Source organism: Pseudomonas nitroreducens (genome assembly GCF_010994165.1).
GTDB lineage: Bacteria > Pseudomonadota > Gammaproteobacteria > Pseudomonadales > Pseudomonadaceae > Pseudomonas > Pseudomonas nitroreducens.
The window spans coordinates 374,918-390,497 of record NZ_WMBX01000005.1 but is presented as its reverse complement, the minus strand read 5'-3'; the positions used below and the strand labels follow the sequence as shown (position 1 = coordinate 390,497).

At 64.9% G+C, this 15,580-nt stretch carries 15 protein-coding genes; 13 read left to right on the top strand and 2 right to left on the bottom strand.

Annotation, left to right across the window (positions count from 1 at the left end; genetic code table 11):
• Nucleotides 1-87: 87 nt before the first annotated feature.
• From waaF to GJV37_RS23350, 13 genes are all read left to right on the top strand, one after another.
• On the top strand, nucleotides 88-1,131 hold the full coding sequence (gene waaF / locus GJV37_RS23410; RefSeq protein WP_024764270.1) for a lipopolysaccharide heptosyltransferase II: 1,044 nt from the start codon (nucleotides 88-90) through the stop codon (nucleotides 1,129-1,131).
• Nucleotides 1,128-2,201 (top strand): lipopolysaccharide heptosyltransferase I, encoded by a 1,074-nt coding sequence (gene waaC, locus GJV37_RS23405; protein WP_084358650.1) that lies wholly within the window; start codon nucleotides 1,128-1,130, stop codon nucleotides 2,199-2,201. The genes waaF and waaC overlap by 4 nt, the downstream gene beginning before the upstream one ends.
• Nucleotides 2,198-3,319, top strand: coding sequence for a glycosyltransferase family 4 protein (locus GJV37_RS23400; protein WP_084358649.1), 1,122 nt, complete (start codon nucleotides 2,198-2,200; stop codon nucleotides 3,317-3,319). Before waaC ends, GJV37_RS23400 begins: the two co-directional genes overlap by 4 nt.
• A complete protein-coding gene (gene rfaP / locus GJV37_RS23395) occupies nucleotides 3,316-4,122 on the top strand; it encodes a lipopolysaccharide core heptose(I) kinase RfaP (RefSeq protein ID WP_193452978.1) in 807 nt (268 codons plus the stop codon). Before GJV37_RS23400 ends, rfaP begins: the two co-directional genes overlap by 4 nt.
• Nucleotides 4,122-4,856, top strand: a complete 735-nt coding sequence (locus GJV37_RS23390) for a lipopolysaccharide kinase InaA family protein (RefSeq protein ID WP_170858851.1) — start codon at nucleotides 4,122-4,124, stop codon at nucleotides 4,854-4,856. The genes rfaP and GJV37_RS23390 overlap by 1 nt, the downstream gene beginning before the upstream one ends.
• Nucleotides 4,853-5,608 carry a lipopolysaccharide kinase InaA family protein gene (locus tag GJV37_RS23385; protein ID WP_193452977.1) on the top strand — a complete coding sequence of 252 codons (756 nt, stop codon included), beginning with the start codon at nucleotides 4,853-4,855 and terminating at the stop codon, nucleotides 5,606-5,608. The genes GJV37_RS23390 and GJV37_RS23385 overlap by 4 nt, the downstream gene beginning before the upstream one ends.
• Complete coding sequence (locus tag GJV37_RS23380; RefSeq protein ID WP_170858853.1) at nucleotides 5,605-7,083, top strand: lipopolysaccharide kinase InaA family protein; 1,479 nt, start codon at nucleotides 5,605-5,607, stop codon at nucleotides 7,081-7,083. Before GJV37_RS23385 ends, GJV37_RS23380 begins: the two co-directional genes overlap by 4 nt.
• A gap of 15 nt (nucleotides 7,084-7,098) precedes the next feature.
• The gene (locus GJV37_RS23375) at nucleotides 7,099-8,838 is read left to right on the top strand and encodes a carbamoyltransferase family protein (RefSeq protein WP_170858854.1); all 1,740 of its coding nucleotides are present in this window, start codon (nucleotides 7,099-7,101) and stop codon (nucleotides 8,836-8,838) included.
• Nucleotides 8,839-8,854: 16 nt separating this feature from the next.
• A complete protein-coding gene (locus tag GJV37_RS23370) occupies nucleotides 8,855-9,823 on the top strand; it encodes a glycosyltransferase (RefSeq protein WP_170858855.1) in 969 nt (322 codons plus the stop codon).
• A gap of 37 nt (nucleotides 9,824-9,860) precedes the next feature.
• The gene (locus tag GJV37_RS23365) at nucleotides 9,861-11,204 is read left to right on the top strand and encodes a UDP-glucose dehydrogenase family protein (RefSeq protein ID WP_170858856.1); all 1,344 of its coding nucleotides are present in this window, start codon (nucleotides 9,861-9,863) and stop codon (nucleotides 11,202-11,204) included.
• Complete coding sequence (locus GJV37_RS23360; RefSeq protein ID WP_170858857.1) at nucleotides 11,204-12,073, top strand: hypothetical protein; 870 nt, start codon at nucleotides 11,204-11,206, stop codon at nucleotides 12,071-12,073. The genes GJV37_RS23365 and GJV37_RS23360 overlap by 1 nt, the downstream gene beginning before the upstream one ends.
• A gap of 6 nt (nucleotides 12,074-12,079) precedes the next feature.
• Nucleotides 12,080-12,694 carry a hypothetical protein gene (locus GJV37_RS23355; RefSeq protein ID WP_170858858.1) on the top strand — a complete coding sequence of 205 codons (615 nt, stop codon included), beginning with the start codon at nucleotides 12,080-12,082 and terminating at the stop codon, nucleotides 12,692-12,694.
• 122 nt (nucleotides 12,695-12,816) lie between these two features.
• The gene (locus tag GJV37_RS23350) at nucleotides 12,817-13,953 is read left to right on the top strand and encodes an O-antigen ligase family protein (protein ID WP_240967290.1); all 1,137 of its coding nucleotides are present in this window, start codon (nucleotides 12,817-12,819) and stop codon (nucleotides 13,951-13,953) included.
• 41 nt (nucleotides 13,954-13,994) lie between these two features.
• Here GJV37_RS23350 and GJV37_RS23345 read toward each other — a convergent pair whose 3' ends face one another.
• Both GJV37_RS23345 and GJV37_RS23340 read right to left on the bottom strand, forming a co-directional pair.
• Nucleotides 13,995-14,858, bottom strand: a complete 864-nt coding sequence (locus GJV37_RS23345) for a glycosyl transferase (RefSeq protein ID WP_170858860.1) — start codon at nucleotides 14,856-14,858, stop codon at nucleotides 13,995-13,997.
• A gap of 46 nt (nucleotides 14,859-14,904) precedes the next feature.
• Complete coding sequence (locus tag GJV37_RS23340) at nucleotides 14,905-15,564, bottom strand: phosphotransferase (RefSeq protein WP_170858861.1); 660 nt, start codon at nucleotides 15,562-15,564, stop codon at nucleotides 14,905-14,907.
• Nucleotides 15,565-15,580 lie beyond the last annotated feature (16 nt).

Sequence of the window (15,580 nt, the reverse complement as noted above, 5' to 3'; positions counted from 1 at the left end):
TCGATGCACGGCACCCGACGACGCCACACGGCTGGATGAATGGAGTACGGGGAGGCGAGAGCCTCCCCGGTCGTTTCTGGAAAAGGCATGAGAATTCTGATCGTAGGCCCCTCCTGGGTGGGCGACATGGTGATGGCGCAGACACTCTTCCAGTGTCTGAGGCAGCGGCACCCCGACTGCGTGATCGATGTGCTGGCGCCTGACTGGAGCCGGCCGATCCTCGAGCGCATGCCCGAGGTGCGCCAGGCCCTGAGCTTCCCGCTCGGCCACGGCGTGCTGGACATCGCCTCGCGCCGCCGTATCGGCAAGTCCCTCAAGGGGCAGTACGACCAGGCGATCCTCCTGCCCAACTCGCTGAAGTCGGCGCTGGTGCCCTATTTTGCCGGTATCCCAAAGCGCACCGGCTGGAAGGGCGAGATGCGTTACGGCCTGCTCAACGATATCCGCGCGCTGGATAAAGAGCGTTACCCGCTGATGATCGAGCGCTTCATGGCCCTGGCATTCGAGCCGGGTGCGGAGCTGCCGCAGCCTTATCCACAGCCACGCCTGGCCATCGACCCGCAGAGCCGCGAGGCCGCGCTGGCCAAGTTCGGCCTTAGCCTGGATCGCCCGGTGCTCGCCCTGTGCCCCGGCGCCGAATTCGGCGAGGCCAAGCGCTGGCCGGCGGAGTACTACGCCAAGATCGCCGAGGTGAAGATCCGCGCCGGCTGGCAGGTATGGATATTCGGCTCGAAGAACGATCATCCCGGCGGCGAAGACATCCGCATGCGCCTGATCCCCGGCCTTCGCGAAGAGTCGGTGAACCTGGCGGGCGAGACGGCCCTGTCCGAGGCCATCGACCTGATGTCCTGCGCCGGAGCCGTGGTCACCAACGATTCGGGCCTGATGCACGTGGCCGCTGCGCTGAACCGCCCGCTGGTGGCGGTCTACGGCTCCACCTCGCCGCAGTTCACGCCGCCGCTGGCCGACCAGGTGGAAATCGTCCGCCTGGGATTGGAATGCAGCCCCTGCTTCGACCGCGTGTGCCGTTTCGGCCACTACAACTGCCTGCGCGAGCTCAAGCCGCGCCCCGTGATCGAAGCGCTGGATCGACTGGTCGCTGACCCGGTGGACGTGGAAAGCGCCGAATGAGGGTTCTGCTGATCAAGACATCGTCCCTGGGCGATGTCATCCATACCCTGCCGGCTCTGACCGACGCCGCCCGTGCCATTCCCGGGATCCAGTTCGACTGGGTGGTGGAGGAAGGCTTCGCCGAGATTCCCGCCTGGCACCCCGCCGTGGCCCAGGTGATCCCCGTGGCGATCCGTCGCTGGCGCAAGAATCTCTGGCAGACATTGAAAAGCGGCGAATGGGGCCGCTTCAAACGCCGTCTGAAGGAAGTCGACTACGACCTGGTGATCGACGCCCAGGGCTTGCTCAAGAGCGCCTGGCTGACCCGCTACGCTCGCCGCCGCACGCCGATCGCCGGGCTGGACAAGGAGTCTGCGCGCGAGCCGGCTGCCAGCCGCTTCTATAACCGCACCTATCCGGTCGCCTGGGGCCAGCATGCCGTCGAGCGCGTGCGCCAGCTGTTCGCCCAGGCGCTGGACTACCCGCTGCCCGCCGGCACCGGTGACTACGGGCTGGATCGCAATCGCCTGCTGGACGAGACGGAGGCCGAGCCCTACCTGGTGTTCCTGCATGGCACCACCTGGGTGACCAAGCACTGGCCCGAAGTGTATTGGCGCGAACTGGCCCAGCGCATGGGCGAGCGCGGCTGGTCGGTGCGCCTGCCCTGGGGCAACGAAGCCGAACGGCAACGCGCCGAACGTTTGGCCGAAGGCTTGGAAAACGCTTCGGTGCTCCCCAGATTATCCCTCGCAGGCATGGCCAAGGTGCTGGCCGGCGCTTCCGCCTGCGTAGCGGTCGACACCGGACTCGGGCACCTGGCTGCCGCTCTGGACGTGCCGACGCTGTCGCTGTTCGGCCCGACCAATCCCGGTCTCACCGGCGCCTACGGACGCTCGCAGGTACACCTGGCCAGCGACTGGCCTTCATGCGCGCCCTGCCTGCAGAAGACCTGCACCTACCAGCCTACGGCCGAAGACAAGCGCCAGTTCGACCTGCGGCATGAACAGCCTCTGTGCTTCACGCGCCTGAATCCCCAGCGCGTAGCGACCCAGCTGGAGGCACTGCTGCTGGCCCCGGAGACGCTTCGATGACCCTGGCTTTCGTCCTCTACAAATACTTCCCGTTCGGCGGGCTGCAGCGCGACTTCATGCGCATCGCCCTGGAGTGCCAGCAGCGCGGCCACGCGATCCGCGTCTACACGCCGATCTGGGAAGGCGAAGTACCGCCCGGCTTCGACGTGCGCGTGGCGCCGGTGAAGTCGTTGTTCAACCATCGCCGCAACGAGAAGTTCAGCGCCTGGCTGACCGCGGACCTTGCGCGCTCGCCGGTAGACCGGGTGATCGGTTTCAACAAGATGCCCGGCCTGGATGTGTACTACGCCGCCGACGGCTGCTTCGAGGACAAGGCGCAGACCCTGCGCAACTCCTTCTACCGCCGCTGGGGCCGTTACAAACACTTCGCCGACTACGAGCGCGCGGTGTTCGCGCCAGAGTCCAAGACCGAGATCCTGATGATCTCCGAAGTGCAGCAGCCGCTGTTCATCAAGCATTACCGCACCCCCGAGGCTCGCTTCCACCTCTTGCCGCCGGGCATCGCCCAGGACCGCCGTGCGCCGGCCAACGCCGCCGAAATCCGCGCCGAGTTCCGTCGCGAGTTCAAGTTGGCAGAGGATGACCTGCTGCTGGTGCAGATCGGCTCGGGCTTCAAGACCAAGGGCCTGGACCGCAGCCTCAAGGCACTGGCCGCGTTGCCGCGCTCACTGCGCAAGCGCACCCGCCTGATCGCCATCGGCCAGGACGATCCCAAGCCATTTCTGCTGCAGGTGAAGGCGCTGGGCCTGTCGGACAACGTGCAGATCCTCAAGGGGCGCAGCGATATCCCGCGCTTCCTGCTCGGCGCTGACCTGCTGATTCACCCGGCGTACAACGAGAACACCGGCACCGTGCTGCTCGAAGCGCTGGTCGCGGGCTTGCCGGTGCTGGTCACCGACGTCTGCGGCTACGCCCACTACATCGACGAGGCGAAGGCCGGGCGCGTGGTGCCGTCGCCCTTCGAGCAGGAGCGGCTGAACGCCATGCTCCAGGAGATGCTGGAAGACGACGCCGCGCGCGCCGACTGGTCGCGCAATGGCCTGGCCTTCGCCGACAGCGCCGATCTCTACAGCATGCCGCAGCACGCCGCCGACCTGATCCTGCGGGAGCGCGCATGAAGCTCGAACTGCACGAGCCCTTCAAGACCCTCTGGGCCGGCAAGGACCCGTTCGCCGAAGTCGAACGCCTGCAAGGCAAGATCTACCGCGAGCTGGAGGGCCGCCGCACGCTGCGCGCTGAGGTCGAAGGTCGCGGCTATTTCGTGAAGATCCACCGCGGCATCGGCTGGGGCGAGATCGTCAAGAACCTGTTCAGTGCCAAGCTTCCGGTGCTCGGGGCGGGCCAGGAGCAGCGAGCCCTGGAGCGCCTGCATCAAGCCGGGGTGGCCACCATGACCTCGGTGGCGTATGGCGAGCGCGGCGGCAATCCGGCCGCACAACACTCCTTCATCATCACCGAGGAACTGGCGCCGACGACCGATCTGGAAGTCTTCTCCCTCGACTGGCTGCAGGCGCCGCCCGAGCCACGGCTCAAGCGCGCGCTGATCGCCGAGGTGGCGAAGATGGTCGGCACCATGCACCGCGCCGGGGTCAACCACCGCGACTGCTACATCTGCCACTTCCTGCTGCACACCGACCGCCCGATCAGCGCCGATGACCTGCGCCTGTCGGTGATCGACCTGCACCGGGCGCAGACCCGCGCCGCCACCCCGCGGCGCTGGCGCGACAAGGACCTGGCGGCGCTGTATTTCTCCGCGCTGGACATCGGTCTCACGCGCCGTGACAAATTGCGCTTCCTGCGCGGTTACTTCCTGCGCCCGCTGCGTGACATCCTCCGCGAGGAAGCCGCGCTGCTGGCGTGGATGGAACGCAAGGCGGCCAAGCTCTACGACCGCAAACAACGATACGGAGACCTGCTCTGATGGCCGGCTGGGTACTCGAAGCCGACTACCAGCACCTCGCCGCCGATTTCGGCAGCCTGGATGCCGTGTTCGCCCTCGAAGGCGAGCGCATCACCAAGGATGCGATGTCCGACGTCGTGCGGGTGGAGCGGGATGGCGTGCGTTATTACGTCAAGCGCTACCGCAAGCCGGGCAAGGGCTTTCGCCGCTTCCTGCCGCGCCCCCGGGTGAAGGCCGAGTGGCAGAACCTCAAGCAGTTTGCCAAGTGGGGCATCCCCACGGCGAAGGTGGTGGCCTACGGCCTGGAGCGCGAGCACGGTGGTTTTTCCCGTGGTGCGATCATCACACGCGAATTGCTCGGCACCGAGGACCTGCAGGCGCTGGCCAAGCAGAGGGATCCGCGCCTGAAGGATCGAGCCTGGGTCGACCATGTCATGCAGCAACTGGCGCGCTACACGCGGACCATGCACGACCACCACTTCACCCACAACGACCTGAAGTGGCGCAATATCCTGGTCGATGGTGAAGGCACGGTGTATTTCATCGACTGCCCGATCGGCGACTTCTGGATCGGTTTCATGCTGCGCTACCGGATCACCAAGGACCTGGCGACGCTCGACAAGGTCGCCAAGCGCCAGTTGTCCGCCACCCAGCGCCTGCGCTTCTATCTCCTGTACCGTCGGCGCGAGCGCCTGAATGCGTCGGACAAGAAGCGCATTCGCCACATCGTTCATTTCTTCGAGGGACGCGAGTGAAGGACTTCATCGCCAGCGACGACCAGGACCTGCTGGAAAGTAATGCCCTGGCCGATTTCGATGCCCTGTGGGACCTGGAGCTGGTGGCCGTCGACGAGCCCAACACCGAGCGTGGCGGCTGGAGCAGCGTCTATCGCCTGGAGCTGGACGGCACCGCCTACTACCTCAAGCGCCAGAGCAACCACCTGACCCGCAGCCTGAAGCACCCGCTGGGCGAACCTACCTTCAGCCGCGAGTTCCGCAATATCCAGCGTTACCGCCAGCTCGGCATTCCCTCGATGCAGGCGGCCTTCTTCGGCGCGCGGCAGGTCGGCGGCGAGCGCCGGGCGATCCTCATGACCCGTGCCCTGGATGGTTGGCGTGACCTGGACAGTCTGCTGCAAGGCTGGTCGAACCTGCCTGCCGAGCGCCGCCAGGCCGTCCTGCGTGCCTGTGGCATGCTCGCCCGGCGCCTGCATGAGGCCGGGCAGATGCACGGCTGCTTCTATCCCAAGCACATCTTCCTGCGCGAGACCGACGACGCCTTCGAGGCGACCCTGATCGACCTGGAGAAGACCCGCCCGCTGTGGTTCGGCCAGCGCGACCGCGTGCGCGACCTTGAACCGCTGCTGCGCCGCGCGCCGGACTGGAACGAGGCCGACGTGCGCAACCTGCTGGCGGCTTATCTGGGGACTGCCGCGGGTGGCCCGGAAGTCGACGACTGGTACCGCCGCCTGGGCGCGCGCCGCAAGAAGAAGGAAAACCGCGCATGAGGCTGTCCGCCCTGCGCGATGCCGGCCGCGCTCCGTCGCTGCCCCTGCGCATCGAGCTGGAAGACGGCGCCGGCCCGGCCGAGCTGCGCCTGGACAGCCTGTTGCGGGTACTGCCCGGGCAGCGTTACGTCGGCGCGGCCAATTGGCGTGGCCGGCCGGTGCTGGCCAAGCTGCTGGTCGGCGGCAAGGCTGCCCGGCACTTCCAGCGTGAGCGCGACGGCGTGCGCCTGCTCGCCGAGCAGGGTCTGACCACACCGCAACTGCTGGCCGATGGCCTGAAGGACGGCGAGGGCGGCTGGTTGCTCTTCGAGTTCCTCGACAACGCCCAGAGCCTCTGGGATGCCTGGCGCGCCGTGGAGGGCGAGCCACTGCTGTCCGAAGGCCAGACCGCCGTCATTGCCGAGGCGCTGACGGCCATCGCCCAGCTGCATGCCAAGGGCCTGTGGCAGGAAGACCTGCACCTGGACAACCTGCTGCGCCACGCCGGCCAGCTCTACCTCATCGACGGCGCCGGCATCCGCGCGGAAACCCCGGGTCAGCCACTGTCGCGCAAGCATGTCTTGGAAAACCTCGGGGTATTCTTCGCCCAGTTGCCGGCCAGCCTTGATCCGTATCTGGAAGAGCTGCTGATCCACTACCTGCTGGCCAATGGCGAGCACGCGCTGCCGTTGGAGGCCTTGCAGAAGGAAATCGCCAGGGTGCGCCGCTGGCGCGTGGGCGACCTGATGAAGAAGATCGCCCGCGATTGCAGCCTGTTCAGCGTGTTCAAGGGGCCGTTCGGCCTGCGCGCGGTGCGCCGCGAGGAAGAACCGGGCCTGCAGCCGTTGCTGGCCGATCCCGACGCCTTCATCGGCAAAGGGCATATCTACAAGACCGGCGGCGCCGCCACGGTTGCCCGAGTCGAGCTCGACGGCCGGCCGTTGGTCGTCAAGCGTTACAACATCAAGAACCTGCTGCACTGGTTCAAGCGCTTCTGGCGCCCGAGCCGCGCCTGGGCCTCCTGGCGCGAAGGCAATCGCCTGGACTTCCTCGGCATCGCCACGCCCAAACCCCTGGCGGTGATCGAGCGGCGCTGGCTGTGGCTGCGCGGGCCGGCCTTCCTGATTACCGATTACCTGGCGGGTCAGGATATAATCGCCCGTTTCAAACCCTACCTGGATCAACCGGAGGGGGGCGGCCTGCCGCCGGAAACAGACCTTGCAGCCCTGGACAGACTGTTCGCGGCGCTGGTGCGCGAGCGCATCAGCCACGGCGACCTGAAGGGGCACAACCTGTTCTGGCAGGAGCAGGGCGAAGGCGGGCAGTGGTCCTTGATCGACCTGGATGCCATGCAGCGCCACTCGCGAGAAGCGAGCTTCGCCCGCGCCTATGCCCGCGACCGTGCGCGCTTCCTGCGCAACTGGCCAGAGGGCAGCGCACTGCACCAGCTGCTCGACGAACGTTTACCGCGGGTGCCTGCGCACCCGCCCAGATGAAAGAGGCTAGACCCTGTGGCATTGACCATCCTCGGCCTGTCCGGCGCCGTAAGCCATGACCCTTCCGCCGCCCTGTACATCGACGGCAAGCTGGTCGCGGCCGTCGAAGAAGAGCGCTTCGTCCGCGACAAGCACGCGAAGAACCGCATGCCCTATGAGTCGGCCAAGTTCTGCCTGGAACAGGCCGGCATCAAGCCGTCGGACGTTGACGTGGTGGCCATTCCCTTCGCCCCCATCAGCATCTTCGACAAGGCCCGCTGGCACTACGCCAAGCGCTACGCCTACGCGCCGGACCGCGCGCTGGACGCCATCCTGCTCGGCAACCGCCGCTACCACCGCTACTACAAGCGAATCCAGTGGTGCCTGCAGCAGCTGGGCTTCGACCTGAAGAAGGTCAAGATCCAGCCGGTCGAGCACCACCTGGCCCACGCCTCCAGCGCCTACCACTGCTCGGGCTTCAAGGAGAAGACGGCGATCCTCGGGATCGACGGCAAGGGCGAGTACGCCACCACCTTCTTCGGCTACGGCGAGAACGGCAAGATCCACAAGATCAAGGAATTCTACGATCCGGACTCCCTGGGTGGCCTGTATGGCGCGATCACCGAGTACCTCGGCTTCGACATGCTCGACGGTGAGTTCAAGGTCATGGGCATGGCGCCCTACGGCGATGCCAGCAAGTACGATTTCTCGCGCCTGGCCAAGTTCGAGAACGGCGAGCTGATCATCAATACCGACTACGCCAACGTCATCGGCTTCCGTCGCTACAAGGAGAAGGGCAAGGGTTACTACTTCTCGCCCAAGCTGATCGAGTGGCTCGGCCCGAAACGTGAAGGCGACATCGCCGACGACCCGTATATCCATTACGCCGCCAGCATCCAGGCGCTGTTCGAGAAGCTGGCGCTGGAGATGATGGATTACTACCTGGGCGACATCATCCGCGAGACCGGCAAGGTCGCCTTCGCCGGTGGCTGTGCGTTGAACGTCAAGCTCAACCAGAAGATCATCGCTCGCCCCGAGGTCAAGGAACTGTACGTGCAGCCCGCGGCCAGCGACGCCGGCACCGCGGTTGGCGCGGCAGCCTACGTCTCCTGGGAGCGTGGCGTACCGGTCGAGAAGATGGAGCACGTCTACCTCGGCCCGGAATACAGCAACGAAGACGTCATCGCCGCCTGCGCCCGTCACGAGGCCAAACCGCAATGGCGCAAGATCGACAACGTGCCCGAGCTGATCGCCAAGGTGCTGGTGGACGGCAACCCTGTGGCCTGGTTCCAGGGCCGCATGGAGTTCGGTCCGCGCGCCCTCGGCGGTCGTTCGATCATCGGCTGCCCGAGCGTGCCGGGCGTGGCTGATCGGATCAACGCGCAGATCAAGTTCCGCGAGCGCTGGAGGCCCTTCTGCCCGTCGATGCTGGATACCGTCGGCCCACAGATGTTCAAGATCGACCACCCGGCGCCGTTCATGACTTTCACCTTCGAAGTCAATGAAGAGTGGAAGACCCGTGTGCCGGAAGTCGTCCATGAAGACGGCACCTCCCGTGCCCAGGTGCTCAAGCGCGAGTTCAACCCGCGTTACTACGACATGATGAAGGAGTTGGAGAAGCTCACCGGCAACGGCGTGGCGCTCAACACCTCGCTGAACCGCCGTGGCGAGCCGATGATCTGCTCGCCGACCGATGCCCTGAACATGTTCTACGGTTCGGACCTGCAGTACCTGATCATGCAGGACATCCTGGTGGTCAAGGACGGCGTGCAGTGACGACCGGAGCGCCCGCATGCGTGTTCTGATCATCAACCGACAGGAGCGCGCGCGCTCGCTGGATACTCTCTATGAAGGCCTGATCGCACTGAACCCCGGTTCGCGCATGATCAAGCTGAGCAAGGAGGAAATCCGCGATCTGCCGCGTACCCTCGCCAACCTGGACACCTCCGGTTTCGAGCGAGTGCTCTTCGACATCCCGTTGCGCCGCGCCGCGCACGCCTTCGACAGCGTGCGCGCCTTGCCGGGGCTGGTGTACTACGAAGAGGACGCCTATCAGGAGTTCATGGGCGAGAGCAAGTTCTACGGCAAGTTCCTGCGTTTCTTCCATTCGCTCAAGGGCGCGCCGGTGATCTACACCAGCGAATCAGTGCGCAGCTATTTCGCCCAGCAGGGCGTCAATGCGCACTTCGTCGCCAAGGCCTTCGATGACCGTCAACTGAAGGATCTCGGGCAACCGCGCGACATCGACCTGGCCTTCGTCGGCCGGGTGAAGAGCAAGGTCTATGGCCGCCGCAAGGAGCTGCTCGATCGTGTCGCCGAGCTGACCCCGCTGCAGCTGCTGCGTACCGAGAACCCCGACGAGTACCTGGGCGTGCTCAACCGCATCCGCTGCTTCCTCAGCGCGGACATCGGCTTCAACGAGTACATGGCAAAGAACTTCGAGGCCATGGCGTGCGGCTGCGTGCTGGTCGCCAAGCGCCAGCCCACCGAGGATGCCCTGCTCGGCCTGGTCGACATGCACAACGTGGTGCATTACGACACGCTCGAGGAGCTGATGGAGAAGTACCGGCAACTGCTGGCCGATCCGCAGCAGGCCCAGGCCATCGCCCGCGCCGGGCATGACCTGGTGTTCGAACGGCATCGCCTGAGTCAGCGCGCCGAGGAGTTCTCCCGAGTCCTTGCGCTGCCCCATCCGAATCCCCAAGGAATCAGCCGGCCGGGTCTCCTCCGCCGGCTCGGGTCGCTGTTCTCCCGCGCCTGATGCGGGAGTCGCGGCTCCGCAATAGCAGGGTCTGAGCATGAAAATCACGATCTTCGGAAGCGGTTACGTCGGTCTGGTGACCGGTGCCTGCCTGGCTGATGCCGGCCACCAGGTGGTTTGCGTCGATACCAACAGCGAGCGCACGCAGATGCTGTGCCGGGGCGAAATCCCGATCTTCGAACCGGGGCTGGACGTCATGGTCCGCAACAACCTGGCCGCCGGGCGCATCAGCTTTACCGAGGATGCCGCCGAGGCCATCGCCTTCGGCACGCTGCTGTTCATCGCAGTGGGCACGCCGCCGGACGAGAACGGCTCCGCTGACCTCACCTACGTACTCAACGTGGCGCGCACCATTGGCCAGCACATTGATGGCTACAAGGTGGTGGTGAACAAGTCCACTGTACCCGTTGGCACCGCCGACAAGGTCCGCGCCGCCGTGCTCGACGAGCAGGGCAAGCGCGGCTGCGACTTCCGTTTCGATGTCTGCTCCAACCCCGAATTCCTCAAGGAAGGCGCGGCGATCGAGGACTTCACCCGTGGCGCGCGAATCGTCGTCGGCACCGATTCGGAGGAAGTGCGTACGCTCATGCGTGAGTGCTACGCGCCTTACAACCGCAACCACGACAAACTGTTCTTCATGGGCGTACGCGCCTCCGAGCTGACCAAGTACGCCGCCAACGCGATGCTGGCGACCAAGATCAGCTTCATGAACGAGATCGCCAACATCGCCGAGCGAGTGGGCGCCGATGTGGAGCAGGTGCGCCTGGGGATCGGTTCCGATCCGCGCATCGGCTACCACTTCATCTATCCCGGCTGCGGCTACGGTGGCTCATGCTTCCCCAAGGACGTGCAGGCCCTGGAGCGCACCGCTGGCGAGATCGGCTACGACGCCGAACTGCTGCGGGCGGTAGAACGGGTCAACGACCGGCAGAAGCATGTGCTGCTGCGCAAGCTGCTGCAGGCCTTTGATGGCGAGCTCTCGGGGCTGACCGTGGGCATCTGGGGCCTGGCCTTCAAGCCCAATACCGATGACATCCGTGAGGCGCCCAGTCGTGTGCTGATGGAAGCCCTGTGGGAGCGCGGTGCCCGCGTGCGTGCCTACGATCCGGTGGCATCTCACGAGATCGCCCGGGTCTACGGCGAGCGTGCCGACCTGGAACTGGTCGGCAGCCGTGAAGCTGTGCTGGAAGGCGCGGATGTGCTGGTGATCTGCACCGAGTGGAAGGAGTTCCGCGCGGTGGACTTCGCCTGGCTGGCCAAGACCCTGCGACGCCCGGTGATCGTCGATGGGCGCAACCTCTACAACCCCGACGAAGTGCGCGCCGCTGGGCTGCTCTACTACGCAGTTGGGCGCGGTGATTCGCTGGAGAAGGACGTCTGATGGGGCGTCGCTCGGAGGGTTCGAAGCTCGCCCGCAAGGTCCGCAAGTACCGTACCCGCCTGCAGCGTAAATGCCTGCTGCTCAAGTACGCCCTGGCCAACCGCTTCGGCACGAAGAAGGTGGTGGGTGAGGGCGGCCCCGTCGTTTCGCTGACCAGCTACTCGACGCGGCTGCGCAAGGTACACATCACCCTGGAATCCATCGCCGCTGGCAGCCTGCTGCCGTCGCGGCTGATCCTCTGGGTTGACGAGGAAAAGACCCTGGCCGACCTCCCGGCGCCGCTGCGGCGCTTGCAGGCGCGCGGCCTGGAAGTAAAGCGCTGCAATAATTATGGGCCGCACAAGAAATACTTTCCCTACGTCCAGGGTGAGAGAATCGGCGCGCCGCTGGTGACCGCGGACGATGACGTGCTCTATCCCGAAGGCTGGCTGGCCGGCCTGCAGGCGGCCCATGAGCAGACCCCGCAGCAGGTGGTGTGCTACATGGCCAAGCGCATCGGTATCGAGGCCGGTGTTATCCAGCCCTACCACGGCTGGACCACCCAGCTGGGCAAGGCGCCCAGCGTGGGCAACTTCGCCATCGGGGTTTCCGGCGTGCTTTATCCGGCGGCCTTGCAGGAAGTGCTCAAGCGTGAGGGCGAGGCGTTTATGCAGATCACGCCCAAGGCCGACGATATCTGGCTGCACTGGCATGCCCTACGTGCGGGCGTTGCGGTGCGACAGATTTCCGACAGCGACGAGCATTTTCTCAGCGTGCCGGGCACTCAGGACATCGCCCTGTACAGCCAGAACCTCAAGCAGGGCGGCAACGATCAGGTCATCGCAAAGCTGTACACGGCGGACGATATCGCCACGATGTTAAAGGACTGAAGACCGATGCTGTCGGCCGCCCAACAATCATTGAACCACCTGTCGCCGGCACTGCTGGCGCGCATCCAGGCGTCGCGCCGGGTCATCCTGCTGGCGAACAACCCGGCGATCACCCGCGAACACCTCGATGCGCTGGCCCTGGGCCCGGACGACCTGGTGGTAAGCTTCAACAAGTGCCGCAACCGCACCCTGCTGCGCCGCCAGTTGCACAACCTGTTCATCCATCGGCACAACTACCGCAAGGGCGGCTACTTTGGCTTCCCCTACAAAGGTTGGCTGCGGCTGTTCCCCTGGTTCAACAAGCGCTTCCACAGCGTGCTGCTGGGCGGTGAGCAGGCCGAGCTGCCGGCTTCGCACCGCGCTTCCTCGTTCCTGCCGCTACGCCAGCCATTCCCGGCGCTCGAAGGGTATCCCTACGAGCGCCTGCCGACGCGTGGTGGCCCGTCCACCGGCTTCTACGCGGTGGCGTTCTTCGATTATGTGAAACGACTGAAGCAGGCCGATTTTGAGATCGTGCTGGTCGGCTTTTCCGATGAGGGCGGGTCATTCTGGGATGGCCATGCCTGGGACTTCGAGCGGGAATGGACGCGCTCCTCTGACGTTACCGTCATCAAACTCTAATTTTCAGCGGTGGCACAGACTGCCCCTGATCACTGACTTGCCAGCGTGGTGTTATGCAACTCGAAAGACGGTCGGATTGGTTGAAACTGGTGGGGCTCGCCTTTGCGGTCGTCACCTTGAGCATGCTGGTAGTGGGGCGTTTCTGGTGGCCGACGGAGAACGGCGACTGGCTCAAGAGCATTCGCCTGGGGGCGTTCCTGGCGATCATTTTCCTGTCGCTGCAGCTGTTCCGTGAGCGCGCGCGGCTTGCCACCGTGCCCTTCCTGGCCTACCTGGTGTTCTGGGTCGGGCTGATGCTCAACTCGATACTCACCGACTCGCCCAGCTCGGTGAAGCAACTGCTGGTGATCCTGTTCTTCACCTGGATGGTGATGGTGATGGGCGGCCGCGAAAGCCGCCCCTGGCTGTTCGTGCTAGGGCTGGATGCGCTGGCGGGCGCGGGTTTTGCCGGATTCTCACTGGTCAACAAAGCGATCATGGGCCAGTTCGACGTCGGCTATCGGGTGATGAACATCAAGGATTCCGGCGTGTTCGGCATTGCGGATTTCGGCATCACCATCGAGGCTGGCATGCACTATGCCTTCTGCTTCATCGTCGCGGTCTGGCTGCTGATGCGTGCGCGAAACCTGGCGATGCGCGCGGTCTGGCTGACCTGCTCGCTGGTTCTGTTCACCTACCTGTATTTCACCTTCGCACGTTCCGCCTGGGTCGCCGGCCTGATGGGCGCGGGCCTGCTGATCCTGTGCATGATCGAGGGTCGACAGCGCATCTTTGCCGTCGGCCTCGCGGCGCTGGCCGGCCTGGCCGTGCTGGTATTTGGTTTCGAGCAGGTGGCGTACGAGTTTGGCGCGCGCGGGCTGACCAAGCGCGACGAGATCTGGCGCGTAGTCATCGAACGGATCGGCGAGGCCTGGTGGTTTGGCCATGGCTCGCACACCGAACTGGGCAAGGTGATGCTCTCCACCGGACAGATCGTACGCAACCCCCACAGCCTGTACCTGGAAGTGCTCTACCAGTTTGGCCTGGTGGGGCTGTTCACCATGCTGGCGGCCATGGCGGCCTGCATCTGGGGTGCCTGGAAGGCTCGCACCGATTTTGCGCGGCTGTGGTTTGCGGTGATGGTGTCGGCGGCGGTGGTGATGACCGTCGAGTTGCACTTCTTCGTGGCCGCGCCGAACCTGGTATGGATGTGGTTCTGGCTGCCGATCGCCGGCTGCCTGGCGGTGGCGACCCAGCATCGGGTCGAGCGGCTGTCCTGAGCAAGTGGCCATCACGCCAGGCGACGTGATGGCCCTGACTGTTAGCGGCCGAACAGGCGGCTGAACAACCCGCCGTTCTTCTTGCCGCGGGTCACGTCGTTACCCTTGTAGTTCTTCTGCGACGCCTTGGTGATCGTGCCGAAGCGCTGCTTCACCTTGTAGCTGTCCAGCGAATAGCCGGCAGCCTGGGCTTCGGCCAGGTAACCGTCGAACAGCTCGATCAGGTCCTTGCGCGGGTGGTCGAACACCGCGCCGTCGAACCAGTGCTTCTCGCCGTTACCCTGCAGGCGCTTGAACGAGTGCTTGTGCGACAGCTGGGTGCCGATGTCCGAGTAGTGCAGGATTTTGATGGCGTCGATCGGGTGGCCTTCGCCGTCGATATTGTTGAACTGCGTATCGAACGCCTGGATCAGCTGGGTGTGGTCGCGGAAGTAGTCGCGCAGCTTGTGGTGAGCCTTGCGGTCGCTCTTGATTTCGCCGAGCGGCGGAAGGTGCGCCTTTGCCGCGGCGCAGTCCCACATCGACACGCAGAAGCGCCAGGACTCCTCGCCGCCCTTGGCCATGACGATCTTGCCGGGCTCGAAGGGCGCGTTCCACAGTTCGGCGATGTCGCTGAGGATCACCACGTCGGCGTCCATGTAGATCGCACGGCCTTCGAAGTTGCAGAACGCCGGAATGCTCCAGCGGAAGCCCGAGAAGGGCGTAGTCCAGTCGTCGCTGCGCCAGCCTTCGCCGGCTTCGGGGCGCGAATACCAGAAGCTCTCGGGGTTGCGGGACAGCTGCATCCAGTGGATTTCCACTGGTTGCGAGGCGTGTTTGCGCAGGCTGTACTCGAGTACCATCATTTGTTCGAGATCGCAGTCGTTCGGATCACATCCGACGAAGATCTTCATCGTATCGCTCATTTCGGACATTCCCTGATCTGGGTGGAGTCTGGCTCCCGTTGTCTGGTTACGCCCTGGGGGCTTCGTATTCGGCGATCAGCTCGCGGCTGTCCAGGGGCGTGGTGGCGTTCTTGTTATAAAGCTCGAAGAAGGCGCCAAGGCCCAGCTTGCGCAGCAGGGCGAGGTCCTTCTTGTAGCGCAGCAAGTGCTTGAAATTACGTTTTCGCTTGGCGCGGGACAAGGGTGCCGGGCTGGTCCGCAGGTCGGAAAGATCTATCAGGCCGTAGGCGCCGGGCGGCGTAAGGATCACGTTGCCCAGGTGCAGCGAGCGGAAATAGATGCCCAGGTCGTGCAGGTGCGCGATGAACACCGCCAGCTCGCGGAGCATCTCCAACTGGCGCTCCGGTTCCTGCATGGGAATGTAGCTGCGCAGGGTGTGGCCGGGCAGCGGCTCGTAGCGCACAGCGGTGCGTTCGATCTCCGGGAAGGCGTAGGTGCGCAGCGTGCGCGGGCACGGGATACCCTTGTCGGCCAGGACCTGGCAGTTGTTCTGGAAGCGTTTTTCCGGCGGCGAGAGCAGCGCAGTGGAAATCAGGCGCTTGCGCCGGAACAGCTTGAGAAAGCTGCCGTCGCGCAGGTGCAGGACCTTGTCGCCATGGGGGTCGCGTTCGATGACTTCGGCGCCGTCGACGAGTGAAAGGTAAGTGGAATCGTCGAGGGCATTCATCGGGACGGACTGTCAG

What these genes read in the sequence shown, in the direction of transcription:
- waaF (WP_024764270.1), top strand. Translation starts at nt 88, where the DNA reads ATGAGAATTCTGATCGTAGGCCCCTCCTGGGTGGGCGACATGGTGATG.
- waaC (WP_084358650.1), top strand. Translation starts at nt 1,128, where the DNA reads ATGAGGGTTCTGCTGATCAAGACATCGTCCCTGGGCGATGTCATCCAT.
- GJV37_RS23400 (WP_084358649.1), top strand. Translation starts at nt 2,198, where the DNA reads ATGACCCTGGCTTTCGTCCTCTACAAATACTTCCCGTTCGGCGGGCTG.
- rfaP (WP_193452978.1), top strand. Translation starts at nt 3,316, where the DNA reads ATGAAGCTCGAACTGCACGAGCCCTTCAAGACCCTCTGGGCCGGCAAG.
- GJV37_RS23390 (WP_170858851.1), top strand. Translation starts at nt 4,122, where the DNA reads ATGGCCGGCTGGGTACTCGAAGCCGACTACCAGCACCTCGCCGCCGAT.
- GJV37_RS23380 (WP_170858853.1), top strand. Translation starts at nt 5,605, where the DNA reads ATGAGGCTGTCCGCCCTGCGCGATGCCGGCCGCGCTCCGTCGCTGCCC.
- GJV37_RS23370 (WP_170858855.1), top strand. Translation starts at nt 8,855, where the DNA reads ATGCGTGTTCTGATCATCAACCGACAGGAGCGCGCGCGCTCGCTGGAT.
- GJV37_RS23365 (WP_170858856.1), top strand. Translation starts at nt 9,861, where the DNA reads ATGAAAATCACGATCTTCGGAAGCGGTTACGTCGGTCTGGTGACCGGT.
- GJV37_RS23360 (WP_170858857.1), top strand. Translation starts at nt 11,204, where the DNA reads ATGGGGCGTCGCTCGGAGGGTTCGAAGCTCGCCCGCAAGGTCCGCAAG.
- GJV37_RS23355 (WP_170858858.1), top strand. Translation starts at nt 12,080, where the DNA reads ATGCTGTCGGCCGCCCAACAATCATTGAACCACCTGTCGCCGGCACTG.
- GJV37_RS23350 (WP_240967290.1), top strand. Translation starts at nt 12,817, where the DNA reads ATGCTGGTAGTGGGGCGTTTCTGGTGGCCGACGGAGAACGGCGACTGG.
- GJV37_RS23345 (WP_170858860.1), bottom strand. Translation starts at nt 14,858, where the DNA reads ATGAGCGATACGATGAAGATCTTCGTCGGATGTGATCCGAACGACTGC.
- GJV37_RS23340 (WP_170858861.1), bottom strand. Translation starts at nt 15,564, where the DNA reads ATGAATGCCCTCGACGATTCCACTTACCTTTCACTCGTCGACGGCGCC.